Source organism: Hymenobacter caeli, from assembly GCF_013294115.1.
Lineage (GTDB): Bacteria > Bacteroidota > Bacteroidia > Cytophagales > Hymenobacteraceae > Hymenobacter > Hymenobacter caeli.
This window is the reverse complement of the sequence record NZ_JABSNP010000020.1, coordinates 56,468-68,897: the sequence shown is the minus strand read 5'-3', so window position 1 is coordinate 68,897 and position 12,430 is coordinate 56,468. Positions and strand designations below refer to the sequence as shown.

The window sequence follows — 12,430 nt, the reverse complement described above, 5'->3', positions numbered from 1 at the left end:
GCTAAAGCGGCAGCTGGTACACCGCCACGCCCTGGGCCGTGAACAAATAGGCAAACTTCTCCCCCACCAGCACCTGGCGCAGGGCCCCGGTGTTGGTTCCCGAAGGCAGGGCCACGGTGCGCTCGGTGAGGTTGTAGAGGTGGAAAAACCGCAGCTGGCCGCCGGCCAGGTAGTACAGTTCGTCGCCCCGGAAGCCCACCGTGTTCAGGCCGGGCAGGGGCAGTTTTTTTTTGTAGTTGCCCAGGTTATCGAACACGTACACGCCCGTTGTCTTGTCCACTAGGTACGTGTTGTTCTGGTACTGGCGGAGGAAGCGGAAATCGGGCCGGGTGCGGCCGATGAGCAGGTCGAGCGGCGTGTTTTGCACCAGGCGCAGGGTGCTGGGGTCGAACTCGCGCAGGGCCAGCGTGCTCTCGTCCAGCAGCCAGATTTGGTTGTCAGGGGCCAGGGTGGCCGCCCGCACGGTGCCGTCGAGGTAGTCGGCCAGCCGCAGCTCGCTGAGCGGGGCCAGGAAGCGGTCGAGCAGCACCAGTTGCTGGCGGTCGTCGTAAAAAACGAGGGTCGTGTTGAGGTTGAAGGCTTCGAGCTGGGCCACGTGGCCGGGCTGGGTGGGCGCGTAGGTGTTCAGGGGCAGGCCCTCGGGCCCGAACTGGCGGATGTTGTTGTCGGCATCGGCCACGTACAAGCCCCCGCGCCGGTCGAGCGAAGCGGCCCCGGGGTTGGGCAGGCGCAGGGTGCGCACCAGGGCCCAGGCCCCGGCGGCGGGCACTTCGGCGGGGGCGGCTACCGCGCCCACCGAAGTGCCCGCCGCCGGGCGCGGGGTTTCGGTAGGGGCCACCACGGCGGCCGGGGCCACCGACGCGGCGTTGGGCACGGTGGCCTGGCCCCGGGCCCCCGGGGCGGCCCCGAGCAACAGCACGGCCAGGCCCAGGGCTTTCGCGCCCACCGGCGGGCTACTGCTCAAAATACCGCAAAGCCAGGGTGTTGCCATCGTACTCGGCGTAAGAGCAATAATTGACCCACTCGCCCAGGTTGACGTAGCGGCTGCCGGGGCCCACGGCCAGGTCGAGGGGCAGGTGGCGGTGGCCGAAGATGTAGTAGTCGTGGTGCTGGCGGGCCTCCAGTTCGCGGCAGTACACGAGCAGCCACTCGTCCTCGCCGAAATACTTGGCGTCCGCTTCCGTGTTCTGGAGGCGGCTGCGCTTGCTCCAGCCGCTGGCCAGGCCGATGCCCAGGTTGGGGTGCAGCCGGGCAAAGAGCCAGTGCGCCAGCGGCGAGGTGAACACCTTTTTCAGGGCTTTGTAGCTGCGGTCTTTGGGCCCCAGGCCATCGCCGTGCCCGATATGAAACAGCTGGTGGCCAATCTGCTGCGTAACGGGGGCCCGCAGGATGGGAATGCCCAGTTCCTGGGGGAAGTAGTCGAACATCCACAGGTCGTGGTTGCCGGTGAAGATGTAAATCGGCAGGCCACCGTCGGCCAGCTCGGCCAGCTTGCCTTGCAGGCGAACGAAGCCGCGCGGGATGGCGTGGCGGTACTCGAACCAGAAGTCGAACAGGTCGCCCACCAGGTAGATGGCCGCCGCGTCGCGGGCCGCCATTTCCAGCCAGCGCACGATGCGCCGCTCCCGCGCGGCCGAAGCGGCGGCGTCGGGCGTGCCCAAATGAAAATCGGAAGCGAAATAAACCCGGCGGCCGGGCGGCAGGGCCAGCGGGGGCAGGGTGGGGCTCGTCGGGCTCATGCGGGGCCGGTTGGTAGGAGCAGGGGTGGGAATGGGGAAGCAGAGAAAATAATCAATAGCCTTTAATGCTCAGTTAACGTCTTCACTCTCCGCTTCCCACGCTCCTTCCGCGTCGTCGTCGTCGAGCAGAAACAGCACCAGCTGGCGCGGGCCGTGGGCCCCCAGCACGAGGGTTTTCTCGATGTCGGCGGTGCGGCTGGGGCCGGTGGTGAGCGAGGCCATCGAGGGCAGGGCCGCGCCGTAGCGGGCTTGCAGCAGGCGCAGCGCGTCGCCGATTTCGGCCACTACCTGGCCGGGGCGGGCCAGCACTAGGTGCTGGTCGGGGTACACGCTCAGGCGGCGGCCGCTGGGCGTGGCGGGGGCCACCAGCAGGCTGCCGGTGCGGGCCACCAGGGCCTCGCAGGTGGTCAGGCTGGCGTCGGCGTGGGGCAAAAATTCCGTCTCGTCGGCCACGAACGGCACCTGCCCCTGGTACAACATATTTTGCAGCGCCGGCTCCCAAGCGAAGAGGCGGCCGATTTGCTGCTCGCGCAGGTAGGCCCCCAACTGACCGATAAAGTGCGCTACAGACGTGCAGTAGTAAAACACGCCGCCCACGCGCACGAAGCTTTCGGCGAAGGCCACGGCGAGGTCGGCGGGCAGCGGCGGGTGCACCGGGGCGGCAAAATCGGGGCGCGGGGGCAGCGCGGCGGGCCGCGCCAACCCCTGGCGGATGCGGGCCAGCACGGCGGCGCGGGCCGCCGCGGCAGAAGATTCGGGAACCATGAGGTGAAGCAAGCTGGAGCCGCGAAGATAGCGCCGGGCAGTGCCGGAGCAGATTGCCCGCCCCCGCGCCGGCCAGGGGGCCCGAATCGGTCCGGTCTGCCTCGCATGTTTATGCGATGGCGGGGCGTAGTTTCAAACCATATCTTTACGCTCGGATTCAACCCCTTTTATTTTCACCTAGTTTACTTATTACCAAATGACTATATATTTCTTTCACTCGTTTTACCCCGCTTACCAACTGCCGCACGCTACGCTCACCCTTGCGCCCGGCTGGGTTTGCCTCACCCATCCTTACTACGACTAACCGGCCCTGATTTGGTACAACGCTACTCCCGCCGGTGGGCCTCCAACACACCTAACAAAAAGCCCCGCTCTCGTGCTGAGAGCGGGGCTTTTTATTAAACTAAACTCCGGCCGGGAGGCGCTATACGCCCGCCACGGCGCTACCGCTGGGGGCGGCGGCTTCGTTGGTGCCCGGGCCGCTGTCGAGGCCGGGCAGGTGCAGGTCGGGCAGGTCGCTGCCGAGGCTGCCGCCGGCGGCCAGCTCGCCTTTCACCTCGCTGGCGGTTTCGCTGCGGTCGGTGCCGGCCATGTGAGCCTGGTAATTGGTTTGGCCGCCGAAGGGCCGCTTGCCCACGAGGCGCTCCAGGTCGTCTTGCAGCAGCACTTCTTTTTCCAGCAGCTCCTTGGCAATTACTTCCAGCTCGTGGCGGCGCTCGGTGAGCAGCTCTTTGGTGCGGATGTACGCTTGCTCGATAATGGTGCGCACCTCTTCGTCAATCATTTGCGAAGTAGCTTCGGAGTACGGCTTCGAGAAGCCGTACTCATTCTGGCCCTTCGAGTCGTAGTACGACACGTTGCCGAGCTTTGAGTTCATGCCGTACATCGTCACGATGGAGTAGGCCATCTTAGTAATGCGCTCCAGGTCGCTCAGGGCCCCGGTCGAAATCTTGCCGAACACCAGCTCTTCGGCGGCGCGGCCGCCCAGGGCCATGCACATCTCGTCGATGAGCTGCTCGGTGTTGTACAAAAACTGCTCCTTGGGCAAGTACTGGGCGTAGCCGAGGGCGGCCACGCCGCGGGGCACGATGCTCACCTTCACCAACGGGTCGCAATGCTCCAGGAACCAGCCGGTGATGGCGTGGCCGGCTTCGTGGTAGGCGACGATGCGCTTTTCGCTGGGCGAGATGATTTTGTTTTTCTTCTCCAGGCCCCCAATCACGCGGTCGATGGCGTCGGTGAAGTCCTGGTCGGTCACCATTTTCTTATCGCGGCGGGCGGCGATAAGGGCGGCCTCGTTGCAGACGTTGGCAATTTCGGCACCGGCAAAACCAGGCGTTTGGGCCGAGAGCTTGCGGGCGTCCACGTCGGGCCCCAGGGTGAGGGGCTTGAGGTGCACCGTGAAAATCTCGGTGCGGCCGTTGATGTCCGGCTTGTCGATGCTAATCTGGCGGTCGAAGCGGCCGGGGCGCAGCAGGGCCGAGTCCAGCGTATCGGGCCGGTTGGTGGCAGCCAGGATGATGACGCCCGAATCAGTGCCAAAGCCGTCCATCTCCACCAGCAGCGAGTTCAAAGTGTTCTCGCGCTCGTCGTTGCCGCCGGGCATGCTGCCCTTGCTGCGCGAGCGGCCCACGGCATCAATCTCGTCGATGAAAATGATGCACGGGGCCTTGGCCTTGGCCTGCTTGAACAAGTCGCGCACCCGGGCCGCGCCCACGCCCACGAACATCTCCACGAAGTCGGAGCCCGAGAGCGAGAAGAACGGCACGTCGGCTTCGCCGGCCACGGCCTTGGCCAGCAGGGTTTTGCCGGTGCCGGGAGGGCCTACCAGCAGGGCCCCTTTGGGAATTTTGCCACCGAGCACGGTGAATTTGCTGGGGTTCTTGAGGAACTCCACAATTTCCTGCACTTCCTCCTTTGCCTCTTCGAGGCCAGCTACGTCCTTGAACGTGATTTTCACTTTGTCGCCGCCTTCAAACAGGGCGGCGCGGCTCTTGCCGATGCTGAAAATCTGGCCGCCGGGGCCACCGGCCCCGCCCATGCGCTTCATCATGAACAGGAAGCCCACTACGAGCAAGGCCACCAGGCCCCACCGACCCACGAAGTCACCGATGTTTTCGCGCACGTCGATGTTAAGGGGCAGCTGCTGGGCCGCCGGCTTGGTTTTTTGCAGCTGGTCGAGGTTTTCCTGGAACAGCTTAGCATCGACAACCGGAAAGTAGAACTGGGCATCGCCGCTGACGCCGAACGGCGACTTGCGCACCATTTCGCGCTGGTACTCAGCCTTGCGCAGGGCGGCCGGCGTGAGCGCCACATCCACTTCCTTCTCGTTGTAGAGGGTAATTTTCTCAACGTCGCCCGCGGCCAGCATTTGCTCGAACCGCTGTTGGTTGATTTTGGCGGGGGAGTTGACGTTGCTCACGAACATCACCCCGAACATGAACACCAGCAAGCCGGCCAACACCCACAGCTGCACCCCGGGCCGGGGCGTGGGGCTGGGCGTTGGCTTTTTCCGCTTGTTGTTGCCGCTGGGCAGTTTATCAGACATAAGACACTAGGTTAGAAAGCACGAAGTAGAAGGGACGGGAACGGTGCCCAAGGGGAAGACGCGCGCCGGCGGTTTTTATTTTTTCCTAAACCACCCGGCCCGCGTTTCGTTGGCTGCCCCGGTAGCCGTACAACACCGGCGGCGGCAAAATCCATCCCGGAAATGCTTAAAAACAGCGCGGGGGCCCGGGCTACGCCGTTACTTCCTCGATGTACGAAATTTGGGCATCGCCCCACAATTCTTCCAAAGAGTAAAACTTGCGCCGGTCGCGCAGGAACACGTGCACCACCACGTCCACGTAGTCGAGCAGCACCCACTCGCGGTTGGTGCGGCCCTCGGTTTGCCAAGGGTACTCGCCGGTCAGTTTCTCCACTTCTTCTTCCACCGAGCGGGCCACCGCATCAATTTGGGTATCGGAATTAGCCGAGCAAATGATAAAGTAGTCGGCAACGGCGTTTTTCAGCTCTTTTAGGTTGAGTACCACGATGTCGGAGGCTTTCTTCTCCTGCATGCCGCGCACTACGATGTCTGCCAATGTGTCCGAATCCTGCCGGACCAAGGTGCTTTTCATACGATATAATTAGGTTTGAGCCCCGGTTCGGCCGGGGCCCTTAATGCAAGTTACACAACAAAGGTGATGGAAATTCGTCCCCAAACCCTGTTCACGGGCCAGCAATTCGTTTGGTTGCCGGCCTGCGGCTCTACCAACGCGGAGGCCCAGCGCCTGCTTGGCGAAAACCGGGCCAGCGAAGGCTGCACGGTGGCCACCGGCCACCAAACCGCCGGCCGGGGCCAGCGCGGCAACCGCTGGGAAGCCACGGCCGGCGAGAACCTCACGCTGTCGGTGGTTTGGTTCCCCACGTTTCTCGACGCCGGCCAGCAGTTTTTGCTGAGCCAGGCGGTGGCCTTGGCCGTGCACGACTGGGCCGCCGCCCTGCTGGGCCCCGCCCCGGCCCTGCGCCTGAAGTGGCCCAACGACCTCTACTACGGGGCCCAGAAGCTGGGCGGCATCCTGATTGAAAACGCCCTGAGCGGCCCCAAAATCCAGCACAGCGTGGTGGGCATCGGCCTGAACGTAAACCAGGTGGCTTTTGGGGTGCCCACCGCCAGCTCGCTGGCCGCCCTCACCGGGCGGGCCTACGACCTGGGGCCCCTGGCGGCCCACCTGCTCGAGTGCCTGGAGCGCCGCTACCTCCAGCTGCGGGCCGGCCAGGTGGGGGCCCTGCGCCGGGCCTACTTGCAGGTGCTCTACCGCTACCAGGAGCCCCACGCCTTCGAGGTGGCCGGCCAGCGCGTGCACGGCCAAATTGTCGGGGTGGGCGAAGACGGCCGGCTGGCCGTGGACATCGGCGGGGCCGTGCGCTGGTTCGGGTTGCAGGAAATTCGCCACGTGTAGGCAATCCGGCGGGCCGGATTTGGAGTAGAAGAAACAAGGCACGGTGCTTGATTAAGAACTAATTCCGAGTGCAGCGGGGTCTTCCAGTCAAAGCGCTGTATCTTTAGGCAATCAGGTAGTTACCACGATCCTTTTCTGTTTTTACGATGAAAGTCTTTACCCGATTTTTTCTACTACTGGCAATGGCGGGCGCGGCGGCCCCACCGGCCCGCGCGGCCCAGATTACCATTACCGTTGGCGATAATTACTACGCATACAACGGGATACAAAATGGCGACGTCGCCATTAAAGTGGGCGACGTGGTGACGTGGAGCTACCCCACCGGCACCTCCAGCCACCCCACCATGTCGGACAGCCCGAGCCCGGCGTGGGCCCTCTTTCAGATGAACGCCAGCAGCCGCACCTCGCCGGCCATCCCGTTCAACACGCCCGGCGTGTACCCCTACCACTGCACGTCGCACGGCGCTTTTTCCAACGGGGTCATCACCGGCATGGGCGGCACCATCACGGTAACCGGCACCGCCACCGCTACCGAAGACGCCCGCCTCGCCGCCCTGGCCCTGACGTTGTACCCGAACCCCAGCCGCGGCTTCGTGACGGTGCAGCTGCGCCAGCGGCCGGGCCCCGACTACAAGCTGCGCTTGTTCAATATCATCGGCCAGGAGATTCGTTCCGTGGCCCTGCGCCCCGACCTCAGCGCCACTGGCCTGCCCCTGGACCTGAGCAGTCTGCCCGGCGGCGTGTACTTCTACAGCTTAGTGGTGGACGGCAAGGTGGCCAGCACCAAGCGCCTGGTGTTGCAGAACTGACCCGTCGGCTCCGTTTCTTAATTTCCTCCGAAAGCAGCCCTTGGCTGCTTTCGGTGTTTATGGCCGTAGCGCGGCGGGGCCAGCGGGGCGGACGGCCCGGCCGCTGTGCCTACTTTTGAACTTTCCTAGCCGCGCCCCGCGCCGTTTTCATTGTCTGCGGGCCTTAACGGCACGGGCCGCTCCTTTTTTTCTATGCGTTTCCAACGATTAAACAACCTGGTCGGCTGGCTCGTGTTCGCCATTGCCGCCGCCACCTACCTCAGCACCCTCGAGCCCACGGCTTCGTTCTGGGACTGCGGCGAGTTCATTGCCTGCGCCTACAAGCTGCTGGTGCCGCACCCGCCCGGGGCCCCCACCTTCCTGCTGCTGGGCCGGCTGATGTCGCTGTTCTCGTTCGGCGACACTACCAAAGTGCCCGTGCTGGTCAACGCCCTCTCGGGGCTGAGCAGCGCCTTTACGGTCCTGTTCCTGTTCTGGAGCATCACGCGCATGGCCGCCAAGCTGGTGCTGCGCCGCTCGGCCGTGAACACGCCCGTGGAGGAGCCCACCGGCACCGACACGCTGCTCATTCTGGGCGCGGGGGCCATCGGGGCCCTGGCCTTTGCCTTCACCGACTCGTTCTGGTTCAACGCCGTGGAGGGCGAGGTGTACGCCATGTCGTCGCTGTGCACGGCGGCCGTGGTCTGGCTCATGCTGAAGTGGGAGGGCCACGCCGCCGAGCCCGACTCCGACAAGTGGATCGTGCTCATTGCCTACGTCATCGGCCTGAGCATCGGCGTGCACCTGCTCAACCTGCTCACGCTGCCCGCCCTGGGCCTGATTTACTACTACCGCCGCAACGCCAACCCCAGCTTCCGGGGCATCGTGGTGGTGATGGGCGTGTGCCTGGTGCTGCTGGCGGCCGTGCTGGTGGGCATCATCCCGGGCCTGCCCACGCTGGCCGGCTACTTCGAGGTCTTCTTCGTGAACACCGTGCGCCTGCCCTTCAACTCGGGCCTGGTGATTTTCGTGGCGGCCCTTGTCGGGCTGATAGTGTACGGGTTCCGGCTTTCCTTCAAATTTAAGAGCCAGCTGCTGAACACGGCCATGCTGTGCTTTACCTTCATTTTGATTGGGTATTCGAGCTACCTCATCGTGCCCATCCGCTCGTCGTACCACCCCACCATCAACGAGAACGACCCCGAGGACGTGCTGAGCTTCGTGAGCTACCTCAAGCGCGAGCAGTACGGCTCGCGGCCCCTGCTCTACGGCCCGCAGTTCAACGCCCAGCCTACCGGCCAGGACCCCGGGGCCGCCCGCTACGCCCGCGACCCCGCCACCGGCACCTACCGGGAGCTGCCCCCGCAGGCCGAGTACACCTACGCCGACGAGGACAAGATGCTGCTGCCGCGCATCTACAGCCCCGAGCCCGGCCACATCCAGGAGTACAAGAAGTGGGTGGACATCCAGGACGGCGTGAAGCCCACGATGGGCCAGAACCTGTCGTTTTTGTTCCGCTACCAGATGGGGCACATGTTCTGGCGCTACTTCATGTGGAACTTCGTGGGGCGCGAGTCCGACGTGCAGCAGGCGGGCACCGTCACGCCCTTCAGCCCCGGCCGCGCGGCCCTGCCCGAGCGCATCGGCCGGAGCCAGGCGCACAACAACTTCTACGCCCTGCCGCTGCTGCTGGGCCTGGTGGGCCTGTTTTTCCAGAGCCGGCGCGACGGCAAGGACGCGCTGGTGGTGGGGCTGCTGTTCCTGCTCACCGGCCTGGCCATCATCGTGTACCTCAACCAGCCGCCGCTGGAGCCCCGCGAGCGGGACTACACCTTTGCCGGGGCCACGTTTGCCTTCGCCATCTGGATTGGGCTGGGCGTGCTGGGCCTGGCCGACGCGCTGCGCTCGACCGTCAAGGCCGAGGGGCCCCGGGCGGCCATCGCCCTGGCCCTGAGCCTGCTGGTGCCCGGCATTCTGGTGGCCCAGGGCTGGGACGACCACGACCGCTCGGGCCGCTTCAACTCGGTGGACTCGGCCAAAAACCTGCTCAACAGCTGCGCCCCGAACGCCATCCTGTTCACCAACGGCGACAACGACACCTTCCCGCTCTGGTACGCCCAGGAGGTGGAGGGCATCCGCACCGACGTGCGCGTGGCCGTGCTCAGCTACCTGAACACCGACTGGTACATCCAGCAGATGAAGCGCCGCTCGTACCTTTCGCAGCCGCTGCCCATCACGATGGACGACAAAGCCTACGCCCAGGGCACCAACGACTACGTGCCCTTTGCCCAAAACCCGGCCGTGAAAGACGTGGACGTGAAGCAGTTCATTCAGCTCATCGAGCAAAACAACCCACTGCTGCAAGTGTCGTCCGGCGAGAACGGGCCCAACATGATGTCGTTCCCGACGCCGAATTTCTACCTGCCCATCGACACCACGGCTTTCAAGCAGCTGGGCATCATGCCGAAGGACCGGAGCAAGCAGCTCGTGGCCCGCATGGACTGGAGCATGGGCAAGCGCGGCATCGAGAAGAAAAACCTGGTGATTCTGGACATGATTGCCACCAACAACTGGAAGCGGCCCATCTACTTCAGCTCCACCGTGACGCCGAGCGACTACATGAACCTCCAGCCCTACTTCCAGCTCGAGGGCCTGGCCTACCGCCTGCTGCCGCTGAAAGACCCCAACTACACGCCCCAGGGCGACGAGGGCTACGTGGAAACCGACCTCAACTACGCCAAGCTGGTGAAGCAGTTCAGCTACCGGGGCCTCACCAACGACAAGATTTTTTACGACGAGAACAACCTCAAGTTTCCGTCGAACTACCGCGACAAGTTTGCCCGCCTCGCCAACACCTACCTCGAGCGCGGCGACAAGGCCAAGGCCAAGGAGGTGGCCGATTTCTGCTTGCAGGTGATGCCCGACAAGGCCATTCCCTACGACTACTACTCGCCGCTGCTGGTGCCGGCCCTCATCGCGGGCGGCGAAAAGGCGCGGGCCGACGAAATCCTCGACACCATGCTGCGCCGCGCCACCCAGATGCTGTCGTTCTACGCCGGCCGGCCCGACGGCAGCCTGTTCGACTACGACCAGCGCCTGCACCTCATCAACCTCCAGAACGTGTACCGCGCCGCCCAGCAGGCCGGCGACACCGCGCGGGCCCAGCGGGCCTTCGCCGTGCTGCAACCCTACCTGCAAGACCGGCAATAGGGCATTATTAATGGGCGCCGGTTAAGCAAAAGGCCGGCCCGCGTAATTGCGGGCCGGCCTTTTGCTTGTAAGTTGTTCAAAATCAATGATGCAATAAAAATCGTGTAGTTGACTCGTTTATAAAACGAAAGCTAACAGCTAGCAGCTAAAAGCTAACGGCCAACTGCTTAGCCGGCGCGGGCCAGGAAGCCCTCCGTTGGCCGGGGCCGGGCGGGCTGGGGCGGGGCGGTGGGCGCGGCGGCCAGCAGGATGAAGAACAGCCCGGTGAGTACCCCAATCTGGGTTTCCAGCGTGTACTCGACCGTGAAGGAAAGCGACACGATGAGGTACATGAGCAGCAGCATGATGTTGCGCCGGCGGATGCCCAGCCACAGCGGGTAGTAGAATCCGAACAAGAACACCACCAGGCCCACGGCCCCGTAGGCCGCCAGGTTGTAGAGGAACTGGTTGTGCGGCAGCAGGTAGTGCTCGGGGCCGATTTCGGGAAACCGCGCGTGGTACTGCCAGGCCATGGCGTCTTCCAGCTTCACTTTGCCCACGCCCGCCACCGGGTGGGCGCGGACGACGCCCCAGGCTGCGGCATAAGAATAGACCCGCGCCGTGACGGAGTAATTATTGGCCGCGCCCACCGTTTCGAGGCGGGCCGAGTCGTCGCGGGTGTTGGTAATTTTGTTTTGTAGCGTGGGGAAGAGCAGCAGGCACGCGCCCGCCAGCGCGGCCATGGCCAGGCCCCCCACCAGTACGGTTTTCCAGCGCCCAAGCTGCCACCCCAGCCACCCCAGCCCCAGGGCGATGGCCGCGTACATCGTGACGAGGCCGCTGCGCACGGCCAGCAGGTGCTGGAACAGGAACAGCAGCAGCACCGCGCCCAGCAGCGCGTGGCGCAGGCGCTTGGGCAGCCGGCCGGTGGCCAGCAGCACGGCCCCCGCCAGCACGGCCATGCTCACCAGCAGGCTGAAGCGGATGTGGTCGGGGGCGGTGGGCATCACCTGCGATTGCAGGTAGAGCCGGTTGATTTCTTCGTGGTGGTGCCAGTAGTTGGCCGCGGCCCCCGCCGCCGCGGCCAGGCAGCAGCCGATGAGCACGAGCCACAGTAAGCGCTTGTGGCCGGGCCGCCAACCGGGCAGCAGCAAAAACGAAACCGGCAGCAGCACAAACGGCAGCTCAAGCACCAGGTCTTGCTGCAGGGCGGCGTCGGCCAGGCGGGCCTGCCACAGGCCGGAGGCCACGTGCAGCAGGTAAATCAATCCGAAACTCAGCGTTTCGGGCCACCGCGCCCACTGGGCGACGCATCGGTGGGCCAGGGCGTAGCCCACCCCAGTCAGAAACAAGCCCGCCACGCCGATGCTGGGCAGCACCCGCACCGCCCCCGAAGCAAAAATGCCCACAATGATCAAGCCGCTCCAGAACGCCCCCAGCCGCTGGACCCGCGCCTCCGAAAAGAAGCGCTGCATGGATGAATCGACAGCGGTGGGCGGCATGAACAACGCGGAGGGACGGGAGAAAACGGACATGGTTCAACTTTCTTGCACCGGCCAGCCCCGCGTTTCGGCGGAGCGGGGCCCGGCGGGCCGACTCTTAGAACGCGGCCGGCCCAGCCCGGATTAATCGGCCGGCCCAACTTTGTTGCGCGGCCGGCCTTCGCATTTGCGGTGGGCGGTAACCAACTTGCCGGCCCACCGCCCACCGCAACGCCCGCAAAGTAACCCCCGCGCCCAGCGATACTACGGCGAAACGCAACAGCCGGCCGCACGGCGGCGGCCCGGCCGCGGCTACCCCTGGCCCTAATGCAGCAAAGGACGCGGCCAATGCGCGTTATTAGCGCCGCTTCCTGAACAATGCATCCGGCACGGCCCTTCTCCGGCGGGCGGCGCGGGGAATGGTGTACAAGGTTCCCAGTGTTTTGACTGCCGGCCGGGCGCAGCGCGGCCAAAACCAGTTGGTGGGCGCGCGGGCCGGTCCTTTTTATATTTTTGATCCGTCA

9 protein-coding genes are annotated in these 12,430 nt (G+C 64.7%); 3 read left to right on the top strand and 6 right to left on the bottom strand.

The genetic code is table 11. The features are described 5' to 3' along the window. Position 1 precedes the first annotated feature (1 nt). The 5 genes from HNP98_RS17910 to rsfS form a co-directional block, all read right to left on the bottom strand. A complete protein-coding gene (locus HNP98_RS17910; RefSeq protein WP_173811549.1) occupies positions 2-964 on the bottom strand; it encodes an NHL repeat-containing protein in 963 nt (320 codons plus the stop codon). Continuing rightward, complete coding sequence (locus HNP98_RS17905) at positions 954-1,739, bottom strand: UDP-2,3-diacylglucosamine diphosphatase (protein ID WP_173811548.1); 786 nt, start codon at positions 1,737-1,739, stop codon at positions 954-956. Before HNP98_RS17905 ends, HNP98_RS17910 begins: the two co-directional genes overlap by 11 nt. A gap of 69 nt (positions 1,740-1,808) precedes the next feature. Then, the gene (locus HNP98_RS17900; protein ID WP_173811547.1) at positions 1,809-2,504 is read right to left on the bottom strand and encodes a LutC/YkgG family protein; all 696 of its coding nucleotides are present in this window, start codon (positions 2,502-2,504) and stop codon (positions 1,809-1,811) included. Between the two features lie 424 nt (positions 2,505-2,928). Next, positions 2,929-5,052 (bottom strand): ATP-dependent zinc metalloprotease FtsH, encoded by a 2,124-nt coding sequence (gene ftsH / locus HNP98_RS17895; RefSeq protein ID WP_173811546.1) that lies wholly within the window; start codon positions 5,050-5,052, stop codon positions 2,929-2,931. A gap of 190 nt (positions 5,053-5,242) precedes the next feature. Then, the gene (gene rsfS / locus HNP98_RS17890; RefSeq protein ID WP_173811545.1) at positions 5,243-5,623 is read right to left on the bottom strand and encodes a ribosome silencing factor; all 381 of its coding nucleotides are present in this window, start codon (positions 5,621-5,623) and stop codon (positions 5,243-5,245) included. A gap of 66 nt (positions 5,624-5,689) precedes the next feature. Between rsfS and HNP98_RS17885 the strand changes: the two genes are divergently transcribed. The 3 genes from HNP98_RS17885 to HNP98_RS17875 all read left to right on the top strand — a co-directional run bounded on the left by HNP98_RS17885 (position 5,690) and on the right by HNP98_RS17875 (position 10,446). Beyond that, positions 5,690-6,448, top strand: a complete 759-nt coding sequence (locus HNP98_RS17885; protein ID WP_173811544.1) for a biotin--[acetyl-CoA-carboxylase] ligase — start codon at positions 5,690-5,692, stop codon at positions 6,446-6,448. A 146-nt stretch (positions 6,449-6,594) separates the two neighbouring features. After that, entirely contained in the window at positions 6,595-7,257 is a 663-nt protein-coding gene (locus tag HNP98_RS17880) for a T9SS type A sorting domain-containing protein (protein ID WP_173811543.1), read from the top strand. 192 nt (positions 7,258-7,449) lie between these two features. Beyond that, positions 7,450-10,446, top strand: a complete 2,997-nt coding sequence (locus tag HNP98_RS17875) for a glycosyltransferase family 117 protein (RefSeq protein ID WP_173811542.1) — start codon at positions 7,450-7,452, stop codon at positions 10,444-10,446. A 167-nt stretch (positions 10,447-10,613) separates the two neighbouring features. Here HNP98_RS17875 and HNP98_RS17870 read toward each other — a convergent pair whose 3' ends face one another. Continuing rightward, complete coding sequence (locus HNP98_RS17870; protein ID WP_173811541.1) at positions 10,614-11,927, bottom strand: O-antigen ligase family protein; 1,314 nt, start codon at positions 11,925-11,927, stop codon at positions 10,614-10,616. Between the last annotated feature and the right edge of the window lie 503 nt (positions 11,928-12,430).